22 protein-coding genes are annotated in these 26,988 nt (G+C 64.4%); 13 read left to right on the top strand and 9 right to left on the bottom strand.

The features are described 5' to 3' along the window. Positions 1-65 precede the first annotated feature (65 nt). The 6 genes from J2R78_RS40165 to J2R78_RS40140 all read left to right on the top strand — a co-directional run bounded on the left by J2R78_RS40165 (position 66) and on the right by J2R78_RS40140 (position 6,589). On the top strand, positions 66-1,265 hold the full coding sequence (locus tag J2R78_RS40165; protein ID WP_253609128.1) for a CaiB/BaiF CoA-transferase family protein: 1,200 nt from the start codon (positions 66-68) through the stop codon (positions 1,263-1,265). A gap of 11 nt (positions 1,266-1,276) precedes the next feature. After that, the gene (locus tag J2R78_RS40160) at positions 1,277-2,443 is read left to right on the top strand and encodes an acyl-CoA dehydrogenase family protein (RefSeq protein WP_253609127.1); all 1,167 of its coding nucleotides are present in this window, start codon (positions 1,277-1,279) and stop codon (positions 2,441-2,443) included. Positions 2,444-2,564: 121 nt separating this feature from the next. Continuing rightward, positions 2,565-3,701, top strand: a complete 1,137-nt coding sequence (locus J2R78_RS40155; RefSeq protein ID WP_253609126.1) for a thiolase family protein — start codon at positions 2,565-2,567, stop codon at positions 3,699-3,701. Then, the gene (locus J2R78_RS40150) at positions 3,698-4,057 is read left to right on the top strand and encodes a Zn-ribbon domain-containing OB-fold protein (RefSeq protein ID WP_092085482.1); all 360 of its coding nucleotides are present in this window, start codon (positions 3,698-3,700) and stop codon (positions 4,055-4,057) included. Before J2R78_RS40155 ends, J2R78_RS40150 begins: the two co-directional genes overlap by 4 nt. A gap of 577 nt (positions 4,058-4,634) precedes the next feature. Then, positions 4,635-5,162, top strand: coding sequence for a carboxymuconolactone decarboxylase family protein (locus J2R78_RS40145; protein WP_253609125.1), 528 nt, complete (start codon positions 4,635-4,637; stop codon positions 5,160-5,162). A gap of 263 nt (positions 5,163-5,425) precedes the next feature. Next, positions 5,426-6,589, top strand: a complete 1,164-nt coding sequence (locus J2R78_RS40140) for an IS4 family transposase (protein ID WP_253605569.1) — start codon at positions 5,426-5,428, stop codon at positions 6,587-6,589. Positions 6,590-6,639: 50 nt separating this feature from the next. On the opposite strand, the gene glsA is transcribed toward J2R78_RS40140, so the two are convergent. The 4 genes from glsA to J2R78_RS40120 all read right to left on the bottom strand — a co-directional run bounded on the left by glsA (position 6,640) and on the right by J2R78_RS40120 (position 12,266). Continuing rightward, complete coding sequence (gene glsA / locus J2R78_RS40135) at positions 6,640-8,499, bottom strand: glutaminase A (protein WP_253609124.1); 1,860 nt, start codon at positions 8,497-8,499, stop codon at positions 6,640-6,642. 22 nt (positions 8,500-8,521) lie between these two features. Beyond that, positions 8,522-10,585: a TRAP transporter permease gene (locus J2R78_RS40130; protein WP_253609123.1), complete on the bottom strand. Its 2,064-nt coding sequence runs from the start codon at positions 10,583-10,585 to the stop codon at positions 8,522-8,524. Between the two features lie 143 nt (positions 10,586-10,728). Further along, complete coding sequence (locus tag J2R78_RS40125; protein WP_057019746.1) at positions 10,729-11,892, bottom strand: TAXI family TRAP transporter solute-binding subunit; 1,164 nt, start codon at positions 11,890-11,892, stop codon at positions 10,729-10,731. A gap of 152 nt (positions 11,893-12,044) precedes the next feature. Further along, complete coding sequence (locus J2R78_RS40120; RefSeq protein WP_076826552.1) at positions 12,045-12,266, bottom strand: acetyl-CoA carboxylase biotin carboxyl carrier protein subunit; 222 nt, start codon at positions 12,264-12,266, stop codon at positions 12,045-12,047. A gap of 128 nt (positions 12,267-12,394) precedes the next feature. Here J2R78_RS40120 and J2R78_RS40115 point away from each other — a divergent pair, with 128 nt between their 5' ends. Both J2R78_RS40115 and J2R78_RS40110 read left to right on the top strand, forming a co-directional pair. Then, complete coding sequence (locus tag J2R78_RS40115; protein ID WP_253609122.1) at positions 12,395-13,369, top strand: IclR family transcriptional regulator; 975 nt, start codon at positions 12,395-12,397, stop codon at positions 13,367-13,369. Continuing rightward, positions 13,299-14,858 (top strand): acyl-CoA carboxylase subunit beta, encoded by a 1,560-nt coding sequence (locus J2R78_RS40110; protein ID WP_057019749.1) that lies wholly within the window; start codon positions 13,299-13,301, stop codon positions 14,856-14,858. Before J2R78_RS40115 ends, J2R78_RS40110 begins: the two co-directional genes overlap by 71 nt. A gap of 105 nt (positions 14,859-14,963) precedes the next feature. Here the strand turns inward: J2R78_RS40110 and J2R78_RS40105 are convergent, their stop codons facing one another. Next, entirely contained in the window at positions 14,964-16,127 is a 1,164-nt protein-coding gene (locus tag J2R78_RS40105; RefSeq protein WP_253609121.1) for a patatin-like phospholipase family protein, read from the bottom strand. Positions 16,128-16,366: 239 nt separating this feature from the next. Between J2R78_RS40105 and J2R78_RS40100 the strand changes: the two genes are divergently transcribed. From J2R78_RS40100 to J2R78_RS40090, 3 genes are all read left to right on the top strand, one after another. Further along, complete coding sequence (locus J2R78_RS40100) at positions 16,367-17,149, top strand: acetoacetate decarboxylase (protein ID WP_253609120.1); 783 nt, start codon at positions 16,367-16,369, stop codon at positions 17,147-17,149. Positions 17,150-17,291: 142 nt separating this feature from the next. After that, positions 17,292-18,311 (top strand): transporter, encoded by a 1,020-nt coding sequence (locus tag J2R78_RS40095; RefSeq protein ID WP_057019751.1) that lies wholly within the window; start codon positions 17,292-17,294, stop codon positions 18,309-18,311. 48 nt (positions 18,312-18,359) lie between these two features. Further along, positions 18,360-19,676, top strand: coding sequence for a carbohydrate porin (locus J2R78_RS40090; protein WP_253610034.1), 1,317 nt, complete (start codon positions 18,360-18,362; stop codon positions 19,674-19,676). 27 nt (positions 19,677-19,703) lie between these two features. On the opposite strand, the gene J2R78_RS40085 is transcribed toward J2R78_RS40090, so the two are convergent. From J2R78_RS40085 to J2R78_RS40070, 4 genes are all read right to left on the bottom strand, one after another. Continuing rightward, a complete protein-coding gene (locus tag J2R78_RS40085) occupies positions 19,704-21,008 on the bottom strand; it encodes an MFS transporter (RefSeq protein ID WP_253609119.1) in 1,305 nt (434 codons plus the stop codon). 241 nt (positions 21,009-21,249) lie between these two features. Beyond that, positions 21,250-22,446, bottom strand: a complete 1,197-nt coding sequence (locus tag J2R78_RS40080; protein ID WP_253609118.1) for an acetyl-CoA C-acyltransferase — start codon at positions 22,444-22,446, stop codon at positions 21,250-21,252. A 433-nt stretch (positions 22,447-22,879) separates the two neighbouring features. After that, positions 22,880-23,965 carry an IS4 family transposase gene (locus J2R78_RS40075; protein ID WP_253604643.1) on the bottom strand — a complete coding sequence of 362 codons (1,086 nt, stop codon included), beginning with the start codon at positions 23,963-23,965 and terminating at the stop codon, positions 22,880-22,882. Positions 23,966-24,430: 465 nt separating this feature from the next. After that, a complete protein-coding gene (locus tag J2R78_RS40070; protein WP_253609117.1) occupies positions 24,431-24,598 on the bottom strand; it encodes a hypothetical protein in 168 nt (55 codons plus the stop codon). A gap of 173 nt (positions 24,599-24,771) precedes the next feature. Between J2R78_RS40070 and J2R78_RS40065 the strand changes: the two genes are divergently transcribed. Together J2R78_RS40065 and J2R78_RS40060 are read left to right on the top strand one after the other, a co-directional pair. After that, positions 24,772-25,434: a hypothetical protein gene (locus J2R78_RS40065; protein ID WP_253609116.1), complete on the top strand. Its 663-nt coding sequence runs from the start codon at positions 24,772-24,774 to the stop codon at positions 25,432-25,434. A gap of 228 nt (positions 25,435-25,662) precedes the next feature. Next, the gene (locus J2R78_RS40060) at positions 25,663-26,922 is read left to right on the top strand and encodes an MFS transporter (RefSeq protein ID WP_253609115.1); all 1,260 of its coding nucleotides are present in this window, start codon (positions 25,663-25,665) and stop codon (positions 26,920-26,922) included. Positions 26,923-26,988: the final 66 nt, after the last annotated feature.

The raw sequence follows: 26,988 nt of genomic DNA, 5'->3' as shown, positions 1-26,988 counted from the left end.
TTGATCTCTTGGAATAGCTCCCGTTACTAGCTCCATAACCACGACATCCGGGAGCGAACAGGACGATGGGACCACTGCAGGGTATCAAGGTCGTCGACATGACGACCGTGCTGATGGGACCCTACGCCACGCAGATGCTTGGCGATTACGGCGCCGACGTCATCAAGGTGGAATCGCCCGACGGCGACGTGACGCGGCAGATCGGCCCAACGCGGCATCCCGGCATGGGACCGGTGTTCCTCAACACCAACCGCAGCAAGCGCTCGGTCTGCCTCGATCTGAAGAAGCCGGCGGGGCGCGAGGCGGTGCTGCGGCTGATCGCGAAGGCCGACGTGCTGGTCTACAATGTGCGCCCGCAGGCGATGGCGCGGCTGCAGCTCGGCTATGACGTCGTTTCCGAGGTCAACCCGCGGCTGATCTATGCCGGCGTGTTCGGCTTCGGCCAGGAGGGACCTTATGCCGCCAAGCCCGCCTATGACGATCTGATCCAGGGCGCGACCGCGCTGCCGGCGCTGATGGCGCAAACCTCGGACGGCGTGCCGCGCTATGTGCCGAACGCGCTGGTGGACCGCATCGTCGGCCTCACCGCGGTCGGCGCGATCTGTGCGAGCCTCGTGCATCGCGACCGCACCGGGCAGGGCCAGCGCGTCGACATTCCGATGTTCGAGACCATGGCCGGCTTCGTCATGGGCGACCACATGGGCGGGTTGACCTACGATCCGCCGCTCGACAAGGGCGGCTATGCGCGCCATCTGTCGCCGGACCGGCGGCCGTACAAGACGCTCGACGGCTATATCTGCGTGATCGTCTACAACGACAAGCAGTGGGAGAACTTCTTCAAGGCAACCGGCCGCGACGATCTGCGCAGCGATCCGAAATTCGCGACCTTCGCCGGCCGTGCCACCAATATCGATGTCGTCTACGCCGAGCTCGCGCGTATTCTCCAGACCAAGACCACCGCCGCGTGGAACGAGATCCTCGAAAAGGCCGACGTGCCGGTGATGCCGATGCACGATCTCGAAAGCCTGCTGGAGGATCCGCATATGGTCGCGACCGGCGTCTTCCCCGTGGTCGATCATCCGACCGAGGGCCGGATCCGCAGCATGACGCCGTCCGCGCGGTGGTCGGAGACCAAGGTCGAGCCGAGTCGGCTGGCGCCCCGGCTCGGCGAGCACAGCGCGGAGATTTTGCAGGAGGCAGGTTTCTCCACCGAGGAGATCGCGGCAATGGTGCGCGAAGGCGCGGCCAAAGCGGTGCAGGCATAGGAGCACGACAGATGGATTTCGCACTCTCCGCCAACCAGGAATCGATCCGCGATGCCGTCGCCAAGATCTGCTCGCGCTTCGACGAGGCCTACTGGCTGAAGAAGGACAAGGAGGGCGGCTATCCGGCCGACTTCCACCGCGCGCTGGCCGATGCCGGCTGGCTCGGCATCTGCATCCCCGAGGAGTACGGCGGCTCCGGGCTCGGCATCACCGATGCCGCGATCATGATGCGCACGATCTCCGAATCCGGCGCCGGCATGTCCGGCGCGTCCGCGGTGCATATGAACGTGTTCGGCCTCAATCCGGTGGTGGTCTTCGGCACCAAGGAGCAGTGCCAGCGCATGCTGCCGCCGATCATCGACGGCCGCGACAAGTCCTGCTTCGCGGTGACCGAGCCGAACACCGGCCTCAACACCACGCAGCTCAAGACCCGCGCGGTGCGCCAAGGCGACAAATACATCGTCAACGGCCAGAAGGTGTGGATCTCGACCGCCCAAGTCGCCAACAAGATCCTGCTGCTCGCGCGCACCACGCCGCTGGAGGAGGTGCGCAGCCCGACCCATGGCCTCAGCCTGTTCTACACCGATTTCGACCGCAAGCGCGTCACCGTGCACGAAATCGAGAAGATGGGCCGCAAGCCGGTCGATTCCAACGAGCTGTTCTTCGAGAATTTCGAGATCCCGGTCGAAGACCGCATCGGCGAGCAGGGCCGCGGCTTCGAATACATCCTGCACGGCATGAATCCCGAGCGCATCCTGATCGCGGCCGAAGCGGTCGGCCTCGGCCAGATCGCGCTGAAGCGGGCGTCGGAATATGCCAAGGGCCGCATCGTGTTCAACCGTCCGATCGGCATGAACCAGGCGATCCAGCATCCGCTGGCGAAGTGCTGGATGGAACTGGAGGCTGCCTGGCTGATGGTGCTGCGCGCCGGCTGGCAGTATGACCAGAACCTGCCCTGCGGCCCCGCGGCGAACTCCGCAAAATATCTCGCGGCGGAAGCCGGCTTCCATGCCTGCGAGCAGGCGGTGATGACCCATGGCGGCTTCGGCTACGCCAAGGAGTATCACGTCGAGCGCTACTTGCGGGAATCGCTGATCCCGCGCATCGCGCCGATCAGTCCACAGCTGATCCTCAGCTTCATCGGCGAGAAGGTGCTCGGCCTTCCGAAGTCGTATTGATGACAGGAAGTTCCCACAGCGTCATTCCGGGGCGATGCGAAGCATCGAACCCGGAATCTCGAGATTCCGGGAATGGTCCTTCGGACCACCCCGGAATGACGATGGAGAGGGCAGAGACACGATGAGCTTCGTGACCGGCGTCGGCCTCACGTCCTACGGCAAGCATGAGGGCTTGTCCTCGCTCGACCTGATGAGCAAGGCGGCCGAGCTTGCGATCTCGGATGCCGGGCTGAAGCGCTCCGAGATCGACGGCATCCTCTGCGGCTACTCCACGGTCTCGCCGCATATCATGCTGGCCACGGTGTTCGCCGAGCACTTCGGCATTCGCCCGGCTTACGCGCACGCCGTGCAGGTCGGCGGCGCCACCGGGCTTGCGATGACCATGCTGGCGCATCACCTGGTCGATGCCGGTGTTGCAAAACACGTGCTGGTGGTCGGCGGCGAGAACCGGCTGACCGGGCAGAGCCGCGACGCCTCGATCCAGGCGCTGGCCCAGGTCGGCCATCCCGATTACGAGGTGACGCTGGGGCCGACGATCCCGGCCTACTACGGCCTGGTCGCAACGCGCTACATGCATGAATACGGCCTCACGCAGGCAGACCTCGCCGAGTTCGCGGTGCTGATGCGCAAGCACGCGCTGACGCATCCCGGCGCGCAATTCCACGAGCCGATCACGGTTGCCGACGTGATGGCCTCCAAGCCGGTGGCGATGCCGCTCAAATTGCTCGACTGCTGCCCGGTGTCGGACGGCGGTGCGGCCTGTGTGATCAGCCGCGAGCCGACCGGCGAGCGGCAGGTCCGCGTCCGCGGCTGCGCCCAGGCACACACCCATCAGCACGTCACCGCAGCACCTGCGCTGAGCGAACTCGGCGCCGAGATTTCGATCGCGAAAGCGAAGCAGGCGGCGGGCGTCGCGATCCCGGACGTGCGCTACGCCGCGGTCTATGACAGCTTCACGATCACGCTCGCGATGCTGCTGGAGGATCTCGGCCTTGCCGGACGCGGCGAGGCGGCGGCGCGGGTGCGCGCCGGCTATTTCAATCAGGATGGCGAGATGCCGCTCAACACCCATGGCGGCCTGCTCAGCTACGGCCATTGCGGCGTCGGCGGCGCGATGGCGCATCTGATCGAGACCCATCTGCAGATGACCGGCCGCGCCGAAAATCGTCAGGTGCGCGACGCCTCGGTGGCGCTGCTGCACGGCGATGGCGGCGTGCTGTCGTCGCATGTCAGCATGTTCCTGGAGCGCGTGCGATGAGCGGACCGATCGTGGACTGGACCAAGGGCACTGAAGCCATCGTCTACCAGACCTGCAACGGCTGCGGCGCGCGGCAATATTTCCGCCGCAGCTTTTGCGCCGCCTGCGGCTCGCCCGATCTTGCCGAGCATCGCGCGAGCGGGGCAGGGACGGTGTATGCGACCTCGCTGGTCTGCCGCGCCGCGACGCCCGAGACGCGGGCACATGTGCCGTACAACATCGTGCTTGTCGATGCCGACGAGGGCTTTCGCATGATGGCTCATGGCGACAATGACCTTGCCATCGGCGACAAGGTCGCGGCGCGCTTCACGCAATTCGCGGGGAGGCTGGTTCCATATTTCGCAAAGGCGAAATGAGGGGCTGAACGATCCAGTCAGAACGCAAGACCAGGCTAAACTGGTTCGCTCTTGCCCCTCATAGTTTGCGGATCATTTTGGGCATGATCTTTCGGAAAACCGCTACACACTTTTCCGGATCATGCCTCAGTGCCAATAAAAGATGAAGCTGGCGATGACGAGCATTGCCGTCACCGCCAGCATTTGCGCAAGCGCTTCCGAGGCCGCCCTCTTGGTGGCTTCCTTCATGCGTTTCCCCTAGACTTGGGCGTGACTCATCGTTGCGCAAATTGCGCGCAAGACGGCCGGATTTTTTACTCGGAACACCCCGCGTCGAGTATTCGCTTTTGACGAGTCCCCACTCAGCGAATATCGACTGTGACAGCGTTGTCTGGGAATGCGGCGGCAATTTGACTCGCGCGTGTTGCTCCTGCGACAGCAGCTCGTACAGAGCGTTTTCGAGCGAAGTTGATACCGGTTCGCGTCAAGAAAACGCGTCAAAACAAGGATCTAGGGCCCCGTTCCGATTTCATCGGAACGGAAAAAGCTCTAGTGTTTCGGAACCCGACAGAAACGACAGCAAGATCAAGGTTAGGAAATGGCCCGTATCGACTACTCCGATCCCGCGAAGGCAAGCCCGCGGACCCGCGAGATCCTCGACAAGAACCGCAACGCCAATATCTTCCGCATGATGGCGCATTCGCCAAGTTACTTTGAACAGTACTGCCGGCTCGGCGGCGCGATCCGCCACAAGGGCGAGCTCGATCCCGTCGTCCGCGAGCTTGCGATCACGCGCACCGGCATTCTCTGCGAGGCGCCCTACGAGATCGTCGCGCACAAGCGCATCGGCAAGAATGTCGGCGTCACCGACGAGCAGAACGCCGCGCTCGAGGACTGGCAGTCCGCGACCTGCTTCAACGAGGTGCAGCGCGCGGCGCTCGCCTTTACCGACGAGATCGTCAAGCTGAAGAAGCCGACCGACGAGACCTTCAAGACGATCGCGGCGAAGCTGACGCCGGCCGCGCTGATCGAGCTGCAGCTCTCGGTCGGGTTCTACATCATGACGTCGAAATTTCTCGAGACCTTCGAGATCGACATGCAGCCGGTCACGGAAGTGGTGAGCTGAGCGGATCGCGTCGCGGAGTCCTTCGCCTCGCCCCGCCTGCGGGGAGAGGCCGGAGCGCATGCAGCGAAGCGGAATGCGGTCCGGGTGAGGGGGAATCTCCGCGAGTCTAACTCGAAGTTATTTTGCGGATGCAGCCCCTCACCCTGACCCTCTCCCCGCACGCGCAGGGGTGTCCGGGGAATGATTCACTGTGTCGCGGTGCATGCTCGGCAGGACCGAGGCAAATCGGTCTTTTCTGGTTGTCGAGACACAGAGGGCCGAGCATGCGATATCGCGGTAGCATTTTTGGAAGGCTGCTTGAACCGATCAATCGACGGCAGTTTCAGACGGTTGTGGATCGTCTGGACGGGGATGCCTACGACAAGTCGTTCAGGAGCTGGGATCATCTGGTGGCGCTGATCTATGCCCAGCTTAGCGGCAACAGCAGTCTGCGCGGGGTGGTGACTGGCTTCAACGCCAATTCGCAGCATCACTATCACTTGGGAACCGGCAAGCTGTCGCGCTCGACGTTGTCCGATGCCAATGCCCGCCGTCCGATCGGCATTTTCGCGCAAACCTTTGCGGCGCTGTCGGCGATGGCGCGTCGCCAGCTGCGGAGTGAAGGCATGGAGATGGTGCGTCTGATCGACGCCAGTCCGATCCCGCTCGGCAAGGTCTGCAGTTGGGCGACGTGGAACGGCCGCATCCGCGGCATGAAGCTGCATGTCGTCTACGACCCAAGGAGCGATGTCCCGACCTGCGTCGAGATGACGGCCGCGAACGTCAATGACATCGAGATCGGCCGACAGACCCCAATCCAGCCCGCCACCACCTATGTGTTTGACAAGGGCTATTGCCGTTTCGACTGGTGGCAGAAGATCAATGATAGCAAGGCTTTCTTCGTTACCCGGGCGAAGACGAGCATCCGTCTTCGCTCGCTCAGGCATCGCGCCATCCGCAAGCGTAACGGGGATGGCTTCGAAATCCTTGCCGATGACGAGGTGAAGCTCACCAGCAAGGGCGATTCGCGCCTTCCAATCCCGCTCCGCCGCATCAAGATCAGACGCGAGAAAGGCGGCAAGATCACACTCCTGACCAACGACCTTGTCCGTAGCGCCGTCGAGATCGCCGCCCTCTACAAGAGCCGATGGCAAATCGAGCTGCTGTTCCGCTGGATCAAGCAGCATCTCGATATTCGCAAGTTCCTCGGCGCCAACGACAACGCGATCCGCCTTCAGGTGCTCGCTGCGATGATTGCCTACCTGCTGCTGCGCATCGCCGCTCACACCAACTGCATCAAAATGCTCCCGCTCAGGTTCGCCGAACTCGTCGGCCAGCTCCTGCTCACGCGTCGATCCCTCGCTGCCATCGACAAACCTCCGCCCATCAACCCCAGCCGTCGGAAATCAACCATCTCACCTGACCAGATGGAGCTCCGCTATGCCTGAATTTCCCCGGACACCCCTGCGAAGGGCGGGGAGAGGGAGAACAGAGAGACCTACCCCGACGTCAGCAGATCCACCTTGGCATTCGCCACGATCAGCCGATCGGCGAGGATCTGCGCGAGGTTGCGCATGATCCGCTCGCCGGCGCGCGGGTGCTGCTCGCGGAAGCGTTCGAAATCCTTGATCGTGACCTCATAGGCGGTCGCCGACATGTCAGCGAGCACATCCGCCGAGCGCGTCGGCTCCAAGAGCGCCATCTCGCCGAACGCCATGCCGGCAGTCAGCGTCGCAAGCCGGATGCCGTCGGGCAGAGTGACGTGGACCACGCCGCTGCGCAGGAAGAACAGCGAGGCCGCCTCACTGCCCGCGGCGATGACCTTCTCGTTCTGCTGGTAGGTTCGGACCGTACAAAGCGCGGTGAGATCGGCAATCTCGGCTTCGCTCAATCCGGCGAGCAGCGGCTGCTCGGAAAGCTCCGTGGTCTCGAGGAAGTCGATCGAGCCGCCGTAGCGGTAGACGATCTGGTCCTCGGCCCACTCGATCGCGGTGTCGAGCAGGTAGAAATCCCTGATATTGCCGAGCCGCCTGGTCCACTCGCTGATCGTGGCCCATTCGCGCGAGGTCCGCTTGATGCCGGACAGGATCACGGTGACGCCGAGCTCGGCGAGTTCCTGGAACGCTTCGGCCACCAGCCTTGCGCCGGCGCGGGTCGTCGCCGTGACACGGCGCAGATCGAAGATCACGAATTCCGGCCGCGGGCTGCCGGCGAGGCGGCGCGAGACATAGTCGACATTGGAAAGCGACAGCGTACCGACCAGCTCGATCACGCGCACCTCCTGGAAGTGCTTTGCCAGGGTCTCCTGCTCTTGCGGCCGGCGCACCCGCCGCGACGGGTTCTTGCCGATATTGTAGTCGGCAATGATGCTGTGGCGGGCGTCGTCGCTGCGGTTCAGTATATGCAGGTCGTAATGCGCCGACAGCGTCTCGCACACCTTGATGCCGCGCACGCTGTTGCCGTGCTTGTCGAGTTTTGGCGAATAGCTGCCGAGCCCGAGCCGCGCCGGCAGTGCCGCGAGAATGCCGCCGCCGACGCCGCTCTTGGCGGGAATGCCGACGCGGTAGATCCATTCGCCGGCATAGTCGTACATGCCCGACGAGGTCATCACCGATAGCGTGCGCGCGATGGCGTAGGGCGTCACCACCTGCTCCTCGGTCAGCGGGTTGATGCCGCGATTGGCGAGCGTAGCCGCCATCACGGCGGTGTCGCGCGCGGTGACCAGGATGGAGCATTGCCGGAAATAGACATCGAGCACCGCAGGCACGTTCTCGGTGATCACGCTGTTGGTGCGCAGGAGATAACCGATCGCCCGGTTGCGGTCGCCGGTGGCGCTCTCAGAGGCGTAGACCGCCTCGTCGACATCGAGCTCACGCCCGGCGAAGCGGCCGAGCGCCTGGCGGATATAGTCGAACGCGCCGTCGCCCTTGTCGGCGTGGAGCAGGCCGGAGCAGGCGATCGCGCCGGCATTGACCATCGCATTGAACGGATGGTTCTCGGCATTGAGCCGGATCGAGTTGAAGGGGTCGCCGGATGGCTCGACGCCGATCACGCTTTCCACTCGTTCGGCGCCCAGCGTGTCCAGCGCCAGCGCGAACACGAACGGCTTCGACATCGACTGGATGGTGAACGGCACCCTGGTGTCGCCGACCTCGTAGACGTGGCCGTCGAGCGTCGCCAGGCTGATGCCAAAATGGGCAGGGTCGGCCTTGCCGAGCTCGGGGATGTAGTCGGCCACCGCGCCGGCGGTCTCCGGCAGGAAGTCTGCGTAACAGGTGTGCAGAAACCGCAGCAGCGGCGGCTTCGAGCTGGACCAGGCCGTGGTGGTGGCGGTGACGGGAGGAGGCGATCGTTTCATCGCCTCCTGTTGTGCATCGCAATCAGGGCGCGCGCAACTGGTTCGGAACCAGCGCCTGACGGCGGACCAGCAGCAACGCGATCAACAGCGTCGGGGCGAGGATCGCGACCCCCAGCAGCGACACCTGCAGCTGCGACAGCGGGTTGATGCCGCCGCCGGGCGTCGCGAGCACGAAGCCGCCGATCACCAGCAGCACCCGGAGCGGCCATTCCAGGGCACCGGCGCCGCGGAGGTCGCCGACGAAGGCCTGATAGCCCTGGATGCCGCCGCAGATGAACAGCGTGCCGCACGCCGCGAGCGCCATCAGGCCGAGGCCGGCGAGATAGGGGCTCGGTCCCTGCATCACCAGCGCCGGGTTCAGCACGAAGAAGAACGGGATGAAATAGATGATGCTGCCGACCCACATCGATTCCCATCCGGTCTTCATCGCGGGCGAGCCGGCGATGCCGGCCGCAGCGAAGGAGGCGATCGCCACCGGCGGGGTGATCGACGACAGCATGCCCCAATAGAAGATGAACATGTGCACCGCCATCCGGTTCAGCCCGAGCTTCTCCAGCGCGGGCGCGACCAGGATGGCGAGAAAGATGTAGCAGGCGGTGGTGGTCAGCCCGAGGCCGAGGATCAGGCTGGTGAAGGCGCACATCACGAGCAGCAGGAACGCGTTGTCGCCCGCAAGCGTCAACAGATCGTTGGCGAGGCTCGAGACCACGCCGGTCATCGAGAACGCCCCGATCAGCAGACCGCAACCGGCGAGGATGCCGACCAGCTCGACGAAGGTGCGGCCATTGACCTCGAGGAATTTTCCGATCGTCCCGAGCGTCCAGCGGCTCTCCTTGGAGAAGATCTGGTTGAGCACCAGCAGCAGCGCGGTGGCGTAGAACGGCGCGTGGCTTTCGCGCTTGAAATACAGCAGCATCACGATCAGGAGCGCAATGACGAAGACGTAATACCAGCCGTTCTTGATCGTATCCATCACGCGCGGCAGCTCGGCGCGCGGAATGCCCTTCAGCCCGTGGCGTGCGGCGTAGGAGTCGACCTGCATGAACAGGCCGACATAGTAGAGCGCCGCAGGAATGATCGCGGCCACCGCGACCTCCGCGTAGCTGATATTGAGGAACTGCGCGATCACGAACGCGGTGGCGCCCATCACCGGCGGCGCCAGCACGGCGCCGGTGGAGGCGCAGGCCTCGATCGCGCCGGCATAGGAGGCGCGGAAGCCGCTCTTCTTCATGACCGGGATCGTCATCGTGCCGGCGGTCAGCACGTTGGAGACGATCGAGCCCGACATCATGCCGAGCAGGCCGGACGCGAAGATGCAGACCTTGGCGGCGCCGCCGCGGAACGTGCCGCACAGCGCGAAGGCGAGGTTAATGAAGAATTTTCCGGCGCCGGTCATCATCAGCGCGGTGCCGAACACCAGGAAGCCGATCACGGTATCGGCGAAGGCCTGGATCGGAATGCCGAGCAGGCTCTCGCCGGACAACACGTGATAGGCGGTGGTCTGGTCGAGCGTGAGCTGCGAGCCGCGGAACGGCCCGAGCCAGCTGGCCTCGGCGAACAGCGGATAGACGGTGAAGGGCAGCACGCTGAGCAGGAGGCTCCAGCCGCCGGTCCGGCGCAGCGCCTCCATCAGCATCACCCACATCACGAGGCCGGCGATGATGACGTTCCTCGGGGCGCCGTCGGACTCCCAGCCATATTGCGCCGCCTTGCGCACGTTCAGCATCAGCCAGATCGAGGCGGCGAAGGTCGCGACGGCGAGCGCGAGATCATACCAGGGAATGCGGTTCAGCGGCGCGCGCTCCGATCCGGGGAAGATCAGGAACGTGAAGGGCAGCATCAGCGCGATCAAGAGATAGAAATATTCGGTGTTGAGCTGGGTGTAGTCGATGAAGAAGCGCAGCGAGAACTGCTGGTTGATGCAGAGCAGGATGGTTGCGGCGGTTGCGACCACCAGCGCCCAACGCCACACCCCGCGCAGGGTGCGCACGCGCGTGACCTCGGCCTCCTGCAGATTGTCGAGACCGGCATGCGGATCTTCAAACTCGATTCTTTTCGCAGGCGCAGCCGCGGCGTTCTCGGGCATTACGCATCCCCCAATGTTGTCCGTTTTGCCCGTAGCCTAGAGCATGATCCGGAAAAGTGCGAAGCGGTTTTCCGGAAGCACCATGCTCGAACGGGCGCAAGCGCGATGACGACTAACCCGATCTCATCGCGCGTTGGCGGGTCTCACTCAAAGCCATTGGGCATATTGGCTTTCGCAAGCGCGGCAGCGCGCGCCTTCATCCAGCCATCGAGGAAGGCCTTGTCGTCCGACGGCGGGCTCGACTTGCCGTAATCCGTCCAGGCGGCGGCCAGCACCTCCTGGCGCTTGTAAAGCGTGTTGTTGTGCGCCTCCTGCTCGTCGCTCCAGTGGCCGGTTTCCTTGAGCGCCTTCACCGCGCCGGGATGCACGGGGACGACCCAGTTCTTGGTCTGCCGGTCGGCACCGAGCCCGGCGGCGCCGGGCGCCGAATCCTTGTAGGCGTCGTAGTTGACGATCATCGCCTTGGTGATCGCATAGATCTGGTCGACCGGCTGCGCGGCATAGGCGACGAAGATCGGGTAAGGGTAATTGCCGAGCTGGATCGGCTTGTCCGGCGAGATGCCGGCGCCGCAGGTTGCGGTTTGCGGGAAGAAGAACGAGCCGACCTTTTTCACCCGTGCCCAGCCTTCCTTGTCGTCGGCGGGTAGCGGTGGCCACATCAGGCCGCGCGGCGAGGTCTCGGCTTCCTTGGCCGGGCCGGTGATCGTGGTGCCGAACGCGGCATCGGTGTCGTTGTTGATCAGGCCTTTCCACATCGCGCCGTAGCTTGCGAACTCGACGATCTTGACGTCCTTCTGGGTGAGGCCGCCGAACGCGAGCATCGCGAGCGAGTTCTGGTTCAGCGCCGGCGAGCCGACCACGAAGCCGACGCGCTTGCCGCGAAGGTCCTTCATTTCCTTGACGCCGGCATCGGCTGCCACGCCGAGCGCGCCGCAATTGCAGTCCACCGACGACAGCATGAGCTGCAGCGGCTGCGGGCCCCACTCCTTGGCGCCGAATTCGAACACGCCTTCCTGCGCGAAATAGGTCCCCGATCCCATCGCCGAGGAGACCGCGCGCTTGGCGCGCAGCGGCGCGAGCCGCGCGACGTCGTTGCCGGCCGGCAGCACGCGGACGTCGGTGCCGTATTTGTCCTTCATCATCTTGCCGACGCCGACCGCGATGTTGAAGCCGGCGGTGCCGGTGTCGTAGGCGGTCACCGCCATGGTCGGCGGCAGCTTGATGTCCTCGGCCGAGGCGGGCAGGGCAGCGAAGATCGAAATGCCGGCAAGAGCGGCAGGCGCGAGCGCCATCAGCCGATGGATCATAATTCCTCCCTTTGTTTCGCTGTGCGAAACTTTTCCGGGCGGATGATTGCATCGTGATCCGGCGATGGCAACGCTACCTCCGGCGCAAGCCGGCGATTTCAGCCGCTGCAATACCGGACAGATTGTCGCGGCCGGACGGCAAGGGTGGAATCTCAGGTCTCGACGATCGCGACCGCCTGGCCTTCGGCGATGACATCGTCGATCTTGACCAGAATCGACTTGATTTTGCCTGCTGTCGTCGACGTGACCGGTATTTCCATCTTCATCGCTTCGACGAACGCAATCTCGTCGCCATTGCCGATGCTGCTGCCGGTCTCGACAGGAAGCGCGCAAACGCGCCCGGCAACTTCGGTCACAACCTTGATCTCTGGCATTCCACTCTCCGATACCGTCTGCGGAAATTTCATCCGGCGAACGGCTTTTTGTTGTGGCGGCAGATTGCCTGAGGTAGCTTCTTCTGCAAGTGGAATTTTATTCCGCAGGACGGAATGGAGCCAAACAGATGGGAAGGCGCTCGGAACGGCTTAGCAGGCAGGGAATGCTCGCCAGCGAGACAGGCGATGGCGATGTCATCCAGGTGGTGTCGCGCGCCTTCGATGTGTTGCGGTGCTTCGAGGGACACGAAGCCCGGCTCGGCAATCTCGAGATCTCGAACCGCTGCGGCCTGCCGCGTTCGACGGTGTCACGGCTGACGCACACGCTGACGCGGATGGGTCAGCTGGTCTATCTGCCGCGCGACCAGAAATATCGCATCGGCCCGAGCGCGGTCGCGATGAGCACCACGATGATGAAGGGGCTGCAGCTGCGCAATCTGATCCGGCTGCGCCTGCAGGATGTCGCCGATCAGTTGCCCGGCACGGTGGGCTTCGTCATCCCCGACCGCTTTCACCTGGTCTATCTGGAGTTCGCCCGCGCGGCCAACGCGCTCGGCCTGCATGAGGCCACCGGCAGCCGGATCTCGATGGCGACCACCGCGGCCGGCCACGCCTATACGGCCGCACTCGATCCCGCGATCGGCGACGCGCTGATCGCGGAGATGGAAGGCGAATTGCCCGACAGCGCCAAGATGCTGACGCCGCGCATCGAGGCCAACCGCCGGCATTTGCAGGAGCACGGCTACGTCGTCGCCTGCGGCCTGTGGAGCCCGCATATCAACGGCGTCGCGGTGCCGCTGTGGTCGCCGCAGTATCAGACCTATGTGGTCACCACGATCGGCCTGCTCTCGGCGATGTATGACGAGGCGCGGCTGCACCGCGAGGTCGCACCGCAAATGGTCGAGCTCGCCGCCGCGCTCGGCAGCCTGCTCGAAGGCGCCGACGGCGACATCTTCAGCAATCGGATCGAGCGCAAGACGCTTCCGGTGACCGCCCATAACAACAACAAAATCATCAAGACGGGAGCAGTGAATGAACTGGAAGCCGGAACTCGACGACCTCGCCCGCCGCGAAGCGTTCGCGCGGGAGATGGGAGGCGTTGACAAGGTCAAGCGGCAACGCGACCAGGGCCGGCTCACGGTTCGTGAGCGCATCGACAAGCTCGTCGACCAGAGCAGCTTCCATGAGGTCGGTGCCATCTCCGGCATCGCCGAATATGACGAGAGCAACGAACTCAAGCACCTGACGCCGGCGAACTGCGTGTTCGGCCGCGCCAGGGTCGACGGCCGCACCGTCGTTGTGGTCGGCGACGACTTCACCGTGCGCGGCGGCTCGGCGGATGCATCGATTTCCGCCAAGCCGTTGATGGCGGAGGAGATGGCGCACGACTTCCGCCTGCCGATCGTTCGCGTGATCGAGGGCTCCGGCGGCGGCGGCTCGGTGAAGACGATCGAGACCAGGGGCGCGGCCAATCTGCCCGGCGGCGTCGGCGGCACGCGCTGGTACTGGTACACGACCGCCAATTTGGCGCGCGTGCCGGTGGTCGGTCTCGGGCTCGGCTCGGTCGCGGGCCTCGGTGCCGCACGGCTTGCCGCCACGCACTACTCGGTCATGACCAAGAGCTCCGCGATGTTCGTCGCCGGCCCGCCGGTGGTGAAGCGCCTCGGTCAGGATCTGACCAAGCAAGAGCTCGGCGGCGCCGACATCCAGACCCGCGCCGGCGCGATCGATCAGGCCGTCGAGACCGAAGAGGAGGCGTTCGACTACGCGCGGCGCTTCCTGTCCTATCTGCCGTCGTCGGTCTACGATCTGCCGCCGACCATTCCCTGCACCGACGATCCGGAGCGTGCAGAGGAATCGCTGCTCACCGCCGTGCCGCGCAACCGCCGGCAGGTCTACAAGATGCGGCCGATCATCGATGCCGTCGTCGACAAGGGCTCGTTCTTTGAGGTCGGCACCAATTTCGGCCGCCCGATCATCACCGGATTGGCACGGATCGAGGGCAGGGCGGTGCTGCTGCTCGCCAGCGATCCGTTCCACTATGGCGGCTCGTGGACCGCGGACGCCTGCCAGAAGGTGGTGCGCTGGGTCGACTTCGCCGAGACCTTCCATCTGCCGGTGGTCTATCTCATGGATTGCCCGGGCTTCATGATCGGGCTCGAGGCGGAGAAGACGGCGACCATCCGCCATGGCGTGCGGGCGATGGCGGCGGTCAACCAGAGCACGGTGCCCTGGTGCACCATCATCATCCGCAACGCCTTCGGCGTCGCCGGCGTGGTGCATCAGCCGGCCAACCGCTTCTCGATGCGCTATGCGTGGCCGTCGGCCTATTGGGGCTCGCTGCCGCTGGAAGGCGGCATCGAGGCGGCCTATCGCGCCGAGATCGATGCGGCCGCCGATCCCGCCGCCAAACTGCGCGAGATCGAGGATCGCCTCAACAAGCTGCGCTCGCCGTTCCGCTCGGCCGAGAAGTTCTGGGTCGAGGAGGTGATCGATCCGCGCAAGACGCGCTCGCTGCTCTGCGAGTTCGCGCGCCTCGCCGAACCGATCCGCAAGGCTGGTCCGCCGAGCAACATGTCGACGCGGCCGTAAGCGGCGCCTCAATCGTCATTGCGAGCGCAGCGAAGCAATCCATATAACCATGTGCTGAGGTATGGATTGCTTCGTCGCTGCGCTCCTCGCAATGACGACACGTATTTACTCCGCTTCGCGATGCACGTCGTGGATCACGATGCCCATGCCGTTCTCGGGCATCTTGATCCATTCGCGCCGCTTCAGCGAGCGCTTGGTGTCCTCGTGCCCGCTCACCCAGTGCTCGCGCATCGAGGTGCCGGAGAATTCGTGATCCTTGGCGTCGCCCTCATAGGCCTTCTGCTGATAGATCAGCTGCAATAGCGTGATGCCCGGCAACCGGGCGTTTGCCTTCTTGAGCTGGCGCTCCTCGTCCGACAGCTGATCGTCGGGGATTTTTCCCAGCGCATTGTGCAGGGCGGTGCGCAGATTGTAGGTCTTGCGATAGACGTCGGTGTTGTAGCGGGTGCGCGACGAATACATGATGTCCTTGTGCCGGGCCATCACGTCCTGGATGTCCCGCGGCAGCGCGCCGCGCGCCGAGAACAGGTCGACCTGGAACACCAGCGAATTCATGTTGTCTTCCTGGTCGAGCAGATGCTGCAGCGGCGTGTTGGACACGATGCCGCCGTCCCAGAAATGATCGGTGCCGACCTTCACCATCGGCAGCGCCGGCGGCAGCGCGCCGCTCGCCATGATGTGCTCGGGAATGATCTCGTCATGGGCATTGTCGAAATAGATGAAGTTGCCGGAGAGCACGTTCACTGCGCCGACCGCGAAGCGTATCTTCTTGGAATTGATGCGGTCGAAATCAACCAGCTCGAGCAAGGACTCGCGCAGCGGCGTGGTGTCGTAGTAGCTGGTGGCGGTGCGCGCGCCGGCCGGGCTGAACCACGGATTGGCCTGGTGCGGGGTGAAGAAGCCGGGTTGTCCGAGCGTGGTCGTCAGCCATGAGCTGGTGAAATTGCGCGCCTTGCGGAAGACGTCGCCGTCCGGAGTGTAGTGCCAGATCTTGCGGCTGGTGATGCGATCCCAGAATGTGTGCAGCCGCTCCAGCCGCTTTTCGGGCGGATTGCCGGCGATGATCGCCGAGTTGATCGCGCCGATCGAGACGCCGCAGACCCAGTCCGGCTCGATGTTGGATTCATGCAGCGCCTGATAGACGCCGGCCTGATAGGCGCCGAGCGCGCCGCCGCCCTGCAGGACCAGGGCCACACGATCGCAGCCTTCTGGACGCCAGCCCGGCGTCGCGTGTTCGACGTCGTCGAAATGCGGGGTTCGCGCGTCCATATCAGACACTCCAGAAATTCGCGGCGAGAATTCAGCGCGCCGATGACGCCGTGATGACAATTGCGGCGGCCGCGCAAGGCGCATCCGGCATGGCTGCCTGCATGGTTAGCATTGGCCCCAGTAGCGCGACGCGGGTCACGACGCGTAACCGCGGTCATGCGCCTGACGGAAATTCCTCACATCGCTGTCAATCTCGGCCGTTAGCTTCCGCGCAAACTTTTCAAACAGGGGTTATTGCGATGCGCAGGGAAGATCTGCTCAAGCTTCCGTCGATGCCGGCCGCCGGCCCGAGCTATCCCGCCGGTCCGTATCGCTTCATCGATCGCGAATTCCTCGTCATCACCTATGAGACCGATCCGGAGTTGATCCGCGCCGGCCTGCCCGAGCCGCTGGAGTCGATCGAGCAGGCGATCGTGCATTACGAATGGATCAAGATGCCCGACAGCTTCGGCTTCGGCAGCTACACCGAGTCCGGCCTCGTGATCCCCGCGCGCCTGCATGGCGAAGAGGTCAACTTCGTCTGCCAGATGTATCTCGACGATGATCCGCCGATCGCGGCCGGCCGCGAGATCTGGGGCTTTCCGAAGAAGTACGCTCATCCCAAGCTCGAGATCGTCAAGGACACGCTGACCGGCACGCTGGAATATGCCGGCCAGCTCGTTGCGATGGGCACGATGGGCTACAAGCACGAGAGCATGGCGGGCAATGGCGACGTCACCCGCGCGACGCTGTCGAAGACGCAAGTTAATCTGAAGATGATCCCCGGCGTCGACGGCCATCTCGAGGTCTGCCAGCTGGTCGCGATCAACTTGACCGACATCGTCGTCAAGGGCTCCTGGATCGGACCCGGCCGGCTTCACCTGGTGCCGCATGTCAATGCACCGGTCGCCGATTTCCCGGTCAAGCGTGTCGTCGGCGCGCACCACTTCCTCGCCGATCTGACGCTGCCGTTCGGCCGCGTCGTGCATGACTACAACAAGGAGGCTGCGGAGGCGGCGCCGACCGGCCTGGCCGCGGAGTAGGGCGGTCGCTGACATAAAACTGTAACAGGCGCGTCCTCCTATGTTGCGTCGAAGGGACGCGCTTGCTCAGCGTTGCGCGTGGGCGAGGTCTTGAACATGTCATTTCGCGCGGTTGCGTTATCGATTGCCTTGGGGGCGGGCCATGCTGGCTGATCCACCTCCCGCTCCGGTCGGGTCGCTGCTGACCCGCGAGGCGGTCCCCGGTCTGGTCTGGGCGTTCCGCCTGCATCACGACGGCCGTGCCGAGGCGCTTCCGATCGATGCGCCGATCGAACCGAGCCATGACGGAAGGCTGTGGCTGCACTTCAACCTGACCGACGTTCGCACCCGGGCATGGCTCGCCAACATGCACATCCCGCAGCTGGCGCGGGACCTGCTGCTGTCGAATGACAATTTCCAGCAGATCCACGTCGTCGACAATTGCGTCTACGGCGTGTTTTCCGATCTGGTGCGGGATATCGACGCCGCGACCCGGGAGACCGGCTTTCTCCGCTTTGCGATGACCGAACGCCTCCTGGTCAGCGGCCGCCATCAGGCGCTGTGCTCCGCCGATGCGACACGCCGCGTGCTCGAGGGCGGCCATCGCGTCGGCAGCGTCGCGGCGCTGCTGGAGAAGATCGTCGACGAGATCGCCGACACCATGGACCGCATGGCCGACAAAATCGGCACCGATATCGATGCGATCGAGGAGCGGGTGCTCGCCGAGGATACCGGATCGGAGCTGCGCAAGAATCTGAGCCGGATGCGCCGCACCTGCGTGCGCCTGCATCGCCAGCTCGCCGGCCTGCGCGTGCTGTTTCACCGGCTCGAGCAGAAGAACACCGACAATCTCAGTCCGGCGCTGCGGCTGCAGGCCGGCAAGCTCGCGCAGCGGCTCGACGGCCTCGACCACGACATCGTGGAACTGCACGAGCGCAGCCGCCTGCTCGAGGAGGAGCTGCGCTTCAAGCTCGAGGAGGAGAGCAACAAGCACCTCCACGCGTTGTCCGTCGTCACCATGATGCTGCTGCCGCCGACGCTCGTCACCGGCATCTTCGGCATGAACACCAAGGGATTGCCGTTGACCGACGTCGACAGCGGGTTCCTGGTCGCGGCCGGCCTTCTGATCGGGTCGGCGCTGCTGGCTTATCTGCTGATGCGGCGGCTCGGCATCGTCAAATAGCGCGAGCGCACCGCGGTATTCCCGATGTGCAGAGTTCTTTCCCGCGCGATGTTGGTGGCCGCGGCCCTCGCGCTCGGCGCGCCGGCGCATGCGGAGGACAAGCCGGCCGCCGACCGGATTGCGGATACGCGGGCTGCGCTCGAGGAGGCCGGCTACCAGTTCAGCCTGACCTATATCGGGGAGGGTTTTGCTAACGTCTCCGGCGGCGTCAGCAATGGCGCGGCCTTTACCGGCCGTCTCGATCTCGGCACCACCATCGACCTCGAGAAGGCGATCGGCTGGACCGGCGCGACCTTCCACGCCAACATGTACCAGATCCACGGCGACGGGCTGTCGCGGAGCTATGTCGGCAACCTGTTCCTGGTGTCCGGCGTCGAGTCGTTGCCGGCGACGAGGCTCTATGAATTCTGGATCGAGCAGAAGCTGCTCGGCGGCAAACTCTCGGTGCGCGTCGGCCAGCAGGGCTCGGACGTCGAGTTCATCGACAGCCAGTACGACGACATCTTCATCAATTCGGCGCTGGGCTGGCCCGGCATTGTCGGCACCATTCTGCCGGCCGGCGGACCGTCGCCGCCACTCGCCGTGCCCGGCATCCGGATCAAGGCCAATCTGTCCGACCGCATCACCGCCTATCTGGCGCTGTTCGACGGTTCGGCTTCGCCGCCGCAGGGGACGGACGATCCGCAGATCTTGAACGCCCACGGGCTGAATTTCCGGGCCAACGATCCGCCGTGGTGGATCGGCCAGCTCAAATACAAGTTCGAGATCGGCGAGAGCCGGCTGCCGGCGACCATCACCGGCGGCGCCTGGTATCACATGGGCTCGTTCGCCGACCAGCGCTTCTCGGCCGACGGGCTGTCGCTCGCCGATCCCGACAGCTCCGGCGACACGCGCTGGCTGCGGCGGGACAACGGCATCTTCATGGTCTACGAGCAGTTGCTTGCGCGCGCCAGGCCGGACGCTGACAAGGGCGTCGCGTTCTTCATGCGCGCCTCGGTCAGCCCATCGGACCGCAACCTGATCAGCACCTATGTCGACGGCGGCTTCCTGTTCACCGGCTTCAGCGAGACATATCCGGACGATCGGTTCGGCATCGCCGCGATCTATGCCAGGATTTCGGACGCCGCGCGTGCGCTCGACCGCGACACCCAGATCTTCACGGGCACGCCGTATCCGATCCGCGACTACGAGGCGATTCTCGAGATCACCTACCAGCACGTGGTGAACCCGAATTTCACCATGCAGCCGATGTTTCAATACATCGCCCATCCCGGCGGCGGCGCCGTCGATCCCAACGATCCGACGCAAACGCATCGGATCAAGGACAGCGTGGTGTTCGGGATGCGCACCATCCTGTCGTACTGACCGGCGCACGTCGCGCGGGAAGCGACCTCAGGCCGCGACCGGCTTCGGCACCGCCACCGATTTCGGCTGCGGCCGCGCGATCGCCAGCGCGATCAGCGCGGCAAAGATGCACAGCGCACCGGCAATGAAGAACGCCGGCAGGTAACTTTGATAGATCGTGCGCGACAGTCCGGCGCCGAACGCGGCGGCGCCTGCGCCGAGCTGGTGGCCGGCGAAGATCCACCCGAACACCAGATTGGCGCGCTCGGCGCCGAAGCGCTGCGCGGTGAGGCGCACCGTCGGCGGCACCGTCGCGATCCAGTCGAGGCCATAGAACATCGCGAACAGCGACAGTCCGTAGAACGTGAAGTCGGAGAACGGCAGGAACAGCAGCGACAGCCCGCGCAGGCCGTAATACCAGAACAACAGATAGCGGTTGTCGTAGCGGTCCGACAGCCAGCCCGAGACGATGGTGCCGAAGAAATCGAAGATCCCCATCGCGGCGAGCAGGCTCGCTGCCTGCACCTGCGGGATGCCGTAATCGAGGCACATCGGGATCAAATGAACCTGGACCAGGCCGTTGGTCGAGGCGCCGCAGACGAAGAAGGTCGCGAACAGGATCCAGAACACCGAGGATTTCGCGGAGTCGCGCAGCGTGCCGAGCGCGGCGGCCACGATCGGCGCATTGGCCGGTGGCGGCGCGGCAAGCGGCGCGGTGCCCTCGTCGCCGAACGGACGCAGGCCGACGTCGCTCGGCCGGTCGCGCATCACCATCAGCACGGCAAAGGCGGCGACGCCGAGCATGACGCAGACCAGCCCAAGCGCGACACGCCAGCCGTAGCGCTCGGTCAGTGTCGCAAGCAGCGGCAGGAAGGCGAGTTGGCCCGTCGCGACGCTCGCGGTGAGGATGCCGACCACGAGGCCGCGCCGCGCCACGAACCAGCGTGCCGCGATGGTCGCGCCGAGCACCAGCGCGGTCATCCCGGTGCCGATTCCGATCACGACGCCCCACAGCAGGATGAGCTGCCAGACCTGGGTCATGGCGAGGGAGGCCAATAGGCCGCAGACCACGATCAGCTGCGCCGCCAGCGTCACGTTGCGCAGGCCGTAGCGGTTCATCAGCGCGGCGGCGAACGGCGCCATCAGCCCGAACAGGATGAAGCGGATCGACAGCGCCGAGGAAATCTCGGCGGTGGACCAGCCGAACTCTTTCTGCAGGGGCACGATGAACACGCCGGGCGCTCCGACGGTGCCGGCGGAGATCAGCGCGGCAAGGAAAGTCACGGCCACCATCACCCAGCCGTAGTGGATGTTGCGGCGGGCGAGGGTGGAAGCAAGCCAGTTCGAGATCATTGTGTTCCGGATCGATTGCGGTGAAAGCTTTGCGTGATGCGCAATATGGCACGGAGGAGCCATGTCTAAAATGCCATAGTTCCCTCGTTTTCGGACTCAGACGCCAGGCCGTCGTACTGCCTCATGGACGCCTTTCATAACTAGCCGTCATTGCGAGGAGCGAAGCGACGAAGCAATCCATCGTTCGGTTTGTGAAAAGAGATGGATTGCTTCGCTTCGCTCGCAATGACGGCATACCGGATCAGTGCGCGACCCGCTCCACCGCGATCGCGGTGGCTTCGCCGCCGCCGATGCACAGCGCGGCAACGCCGCGCTTCAGGTTCTGCGCCTCCAGCGCGTGCAGCAGCGTCACGATCAGCCGCGCGCCGGTGGCGCCGATCGGATGGCCGAGCGCGCAGGCGCCGCCGTTGATGTTCAGCCTGTCCCTGGGAATGCCGAGGTCGCGCTGCGCCGCCATCGCGACCACCGCAAACGCCTCGTTGATCTCGAACAGGTCGACATCGCCGACGCTCCAGCCGACCTTGTCGAGCAGTTTTCTGATCGCCGGGATCGGCGCCGTCGTGAACCACTGCGGCTCCTGGCTGTGGGTGGCGTGGCCCTTGATCTCGGCCAGAACCGGCAGTCCGTCGCGATCGGCGAGCGAGCGCCGGCTGAGGATCAGCGCTGCGGCGCCGTCGGCATTGGCCGAGGAGGCGGCCGGCGTGATGGTGCCGCCCGCGCGGAACGCCGGCTTCAGGCCGGGGATTTTTGCCGGATCGACCTTCAGCGGGTGCTCGTCATTGGCGACGATGCGCGGGCCGGCCTTCTCGGCGAGCGTGATCGGCGCGATCTCGGCCTTGAAGGCGCCGCCCTCGACCGCCTTGCGGGCGCGGCTCAACGTCTCCATCGCGAACGCGTCCTGGTCGGCGCGGGTGAACTGATAGGCCTCCGCGGTCGCCTCGCCGAAATCGCCCATCGAGCGGCCGGTCTCGTAGGCGTCCTCGAGCCCGTCCATCATCATGTGATCGATGATGCGGTCGTGGCCGGCGCGATAGCCGCCGCGCGCCTTCTGCAACAGATACGGCGCATTGCTCATGCTCTCCATGCCGCCGGACAGCACGATCTCGGCCGAGCCGGCCTTGATGATGTCGTGGGCCAGCATGGTCGCCTTCATGCCGGAACCGCAGACCTTGTTGACGGTGGTGGCGCCGGTGGCATCCGGCAGTCCGGCGCCGCGCGCGGCCTGGCGGGCAGGGGCCTGGCCTTGGCCGGCGGGCAGCACGTTGCCCATGAACACCTCGTCGATGCGCTCGGGCGCAAGTTTTGCGCGTTCGAGCGCAGCCCCGATCACATGCGAGCCGAGCTTGTGCGCCGGCAGCGGCGCGAGCTCGCCCATGAAGCGGCCGAGCGGGGTGCGGACGGCGGAGAGGATGACGACGGGATCGGTGCTGGTTGCCATGGCAGGAGTCCCTTCAATGCCGGGAATTTGATTGAATTATTGTCATCATATAATGCAATGCAAAAAATGCAACTGCGGCTCTCATGACAAAATGTCGTGTTCGCATGAGCTGGGGATGGGATCGTTCCGCCATCACCAATGTCCTCCTGGCGAAAGCCAGGACCAATAACCACCGACTTGTGTTGTTGGAGGGTAGCGGCCCCAGCATAGCGAGGCAATTCGCATTCGGGATAATGGGTCCTGGCCTTCGCCCATAGGCGCTAAGATAGTTTGATCATAGTCTGATAGTGGCGCTTATGTCTGGGTGGCTCGCGTAGATGTCGCCGGAGAGCGTGACTGGCTCTGCAGAGTAGAGCGATTGCGGGCTGTGGAATGATCGCTTGCCGTAGCGAAGCTACGAGCTGGCGCAGCAGACGCCACGTCACTGGGTGGGTCAGGCGGCGTCGGCCAAGCGGGGAGAGTCTTCGAGTTCGTCGACGAGCGGCTCGAGCAATAGAATGATCAGCAGATGAGCGAGGATATGGGGTCTGGCGGACCGCTCGTCGGTTCCGGGAGGTCCCTTCAGGCCAATCAGGCTTTTCAGCCGCTTGAAGCCGAGCTCAATGCGCCATCGCAGCCGATAGAGGGCGAGGATATCTGCAGTCGTGAAGTCCTCTGGCCTGAGTGAGGTCACCAGGATCACCCAATCTGCGGCGTCAAGTGTTTGCCTGGAGAGCTGATGACCTCCCTTTTGTGCAGTCCGGCGCGCCTTGCGTCGCGCAGCCGCAGCAGCTTGCGCCGGCTTCTTCGCGGCAACCAGACGCACTGCGAGCGGCGGCGCACCTGACTTGCGCTTTATCCAAATCGGCCGATCGATCAGGCCACGCGCCGAGGCGTTGCGCAGTTCGGCAGTGAGGTCAACAAGATTACCTTCGGCATCGAGCCAGCGCGCGCTCTTCCAGCCGGCCCGGATCACGAAGTCCGCATCGGCATCGACGAGATGCGCCATGCGCTCCGGTTGCAGATAGGCGCGATCGGCAAGACGGATCTCACCGGCAACCGCCGGTATCCGATCCAGCGTCTCGCCCGCTCGCTGATCGGTCAGTTCGAAGTGACCAAAGCGCTCCTGCGGAAGATCGAACGCGCTATGGATACGCCACACTGCGTTCTTGTTCCTGCCGCTCGTCCCAGCCTTGGGGACCGTCGTGGCGTCAACAATACGGATCAGACGACCGCGGCTCGCCTTCGGCGCCGCGGCGGCAAGCGCCTGCTCGACCAAGATTGCCAGCCAATCTCCGCACTGACGTAAGCGATACAACAGAGCCACGTTGGAGATATCGACAAGCCCAACCGACGTGGCCCATGCCGCCGTCAACCGCAGCCCTTTCTCACCAAGGCAATAAGCCAAGATCAGGCGCAGCAAGTCGACCGCATTGCTGATCTCCCGCGGACGGACAAACGCCTTCGTCTTGCGCGCGCTAATGTTCAGAGCCTCGGCTCCGCCAAGTCGGGCGACAACGCGCGCCCAATCTTTGTTCACAAGCGATTCGTGTGCCATTCCATCTTGGAATCACAAGCGAATCCAAGGCGCAAATCCTATTTTAGCGCCTATGGGCCTTCGCCAGGACGACGAGGATGGTCCTCGATTCATGACGATGCCGGGGAGAATGAGAGCGCACGGTTGCTTCCCAGGCGTCGTCTCTGCGAAAGCCAGGACCCATACTCCGCAGCGGATATTGTGAATGGGACTCGTTGTTCGGGCGTCGCTCAACAATGACGGCCTGTGGTTATGGGTCCCTGCTCCCGTGCGCAATTGCGCACTAGGCAGGGACGACACCGAATAGGTGTCCGCATCTCGACCCACGTTCGTGACGATCGCGATTCGCCCCTCGATCGGGTGAGACGGACAAACCATACACTGGATTGGTCTTCGCTTGCGTCGTCGGGCAGTCAGTGATTGAGAATTTCGCAGGGCGGCGGCATCCGAGCTTGTCTGCGATCTGATCTAATCAAACCGCCAGGCGCCGAGCAGAAATCGTCGCTTCGGCGCGGAGCCCGCTTGTTTCTGCACGTCCGGCAGGTCGACGGCATAACGCCGCATCAGCAGCCGGATTGCGATCGCGATGATTACAAAGGGCATCAGGTAGATCGCGAAAACTTCGAAGGCGTTCATGTCGTCCTCCGCTGCCTCGGAACAGGCATGCTAGCACGACCACCTCGCGGGCAGCTAAAACTGTACCGGCGCCGCTGAGTTGGCGTTAACCGAATTCCCGAGCGCCGATCAATTCAAGGTTGCGGAATACGGGTCTGTTTACCGATCCGGCGCTAGGGCTGGCGGATTGTGCAATGGAAAGTCCCACCGCAATGTCCGTGATCGCCGTCGAGCAGCCGTCCGCCCGCATTCCGCTCTCCGTCAAGATCGGCTTCAGCGCCTTCATGGCTGTCCTGGTGCCGGTGTACACCTACTGCTACGGGCCGACCAACTTTCTGTATTTCTGCGATGTCTGCCTGATCCTCACCTTGATCGGGGTCTGGACCGAGAGCGCGCTGTTGATTTCGATGTGTGCCGTCGGACTCCTTGTGCCGCAAACATTTTGGGTGATCGACTTTCTCGCCCATGTCGCCGGCTACTCGCTCACCGGAATGACCGACTACATGTTCGACCAGAACCTGTCGCTGTTCCTGCGGTTCCTGTCGGGCTTCCACGGCTGGCTGCCGTTCCTGCTGCTGTTCCTGGTCTGGCGGCTCGGCTATGACCAGCGCGCGCTGATCGCCTGGGGCGTGCTGGCATGGGCGCTGCTGCTGATCTGCTACTTTGTGATGCCGGGACCGCGGCCGGACCCGGGCATGACCCCGGTCAACATCAACTACGTCTTCGGCACCAGCGACAGGGCGGCGCAAGGCTTCGTGCCGCCGCTGGTGTGGCTGGCCGGCCTGATGATCGGCCTGCCACTGCTCGCCTTCATACCCACCCATTTCATGCTGCGGCGCGCCGCGCCGCCGATGTAGGGCCTGCGCTTCGCGAGGCTACGCCATCACGTCGCTGCGGATACCATCGCGCATGGCCGCATGCGGCGGCCTCGATTGACACCAATCGACTCGGCGCTACGCTGACGGAACAGAGCGTTTTCCCAAGCGACTCGAGACGAATTCAAAGCGCCGCAAGCACGACCAAGAAGCAAGACCCAGAAGAACAAGGAAAAGGGCAGGACACGCCGTGACACGCGTCATCGCGTCTTGAGCGGGACCACGCGGACCTCCGCGCTCGCGCCATTTCGCATCCGCAGCTATCGCTTTCAATGGCCGTCCGATCTGCTCACCTCCTGGGCGTTCGAGGTCGAGACGCTGGTGCTCGGCTGGTACATCATGGTCGAGACCGGCTCGGTGCTGCTGCTGACCGTGCTGGCGTCGCTGCAATATGTCGGCACCCTGGTCGCGCCGGTCGTCGGCATGATCGGCGACCGCATGGGGCACCGCGATCTGCTCGCCGTGATGCGCTTTGCCTATACGGTGCTCGCCGGCACCATCATGACGCTGGCGCTGACCGGGCATCTCGCCCCGCTGAACGTCATGATCATCGTCGCGATCATGGGTGTGATCCGCCCGTCGGATCTCGGCGTGCGCGGCGCGCTGCTCGCCGACATCATGCCGCCGGAGCAGCTGGTCGGCGCCATCAGCCTGACGCGCACCACGCAGGACTCGGCGCGTATCGCAGGAGCCCTGACCGGGGCCGGATTGTTCGCGGCGCTCGGCATCGGCTATGTCTATGTCGGGATCGCCGGCTTCTATTTCGTCGCCGCCATCCTGATGCTCTGCATGAGCCGCCCCAAGTCGCATGGCACGACCGATCTCGCGGCGGGCGACGCGCCGGGTTCAAAGCTGCTGCGCGACCTCAAGGAGGGCATCGTCTATGCGTGGAGCGGCCCGGGCATGCGCGCCGCCCTCTGCGTCGCGTTCCTCGCCAACCTCACGGCGTTCCCGCTCACCAACGGTCTGTTGCCCTATGTCGCGCGCGACATCTTCCATACCGACCAGACCGGGCTCGGCTATCTCTCGGCCAGCTTTGCGGTGGGCTCGCTGATCGGCTCGATCACGCTCAGCATGGCCGGCGGGGTACGCATCGCGCGGCTTCTGATCGGCGCGACGCTCGCCTGGTACGCCATGCTCCTGGTGTTCGTCGAGCTCCGGACCATGCCGGTCGCGATGGCTTGCCTGCTGCTCGCCGGCATCGCGCAAAGCATGTCGATGATCTCGGCCGCCGTGATGCTGATGCGCAATGCCAGCGCGCATCTGCGCGGCCGCGTCATGGGCGTGCGCATGATGGTGATCTACGGCCTGCCGCTCGGGCTGCTCGCCGCCGGCAGCCTGATCGACCTGATCGGCTACACCGCGACCGGCACGCTGCTCGCCGCCGCCGGCTTCATCGCCATGCTGGCGATTGCGCTGCACTGGCGCGCCGACCTCTGGCCGACCCACGCCCCGGCCAACGCCCGGTGAGGGGCGCGGCGCGATGCCGCGCCGCGGTCGCCGATGCGCCAAAAGGACGCGACAGCGCGGGCAAGC

The sequence above is a fragment of the Bradyrhizobium sp. USDA 4538 genome, assembly GCF_024171045.1.
Taxonomy (GTDB): Bacteria; Pseudomonadota; Alphaproteobacteria; order Rhizobiales; family Xanthobacteraceae; genus Bradyrhizobium; species Bradyrhizobium australafricanum.
Note: the sequence above shows the minus strand (reverse complement) of the source record. Positions and strands in the feature narration are given on the sequence as shown.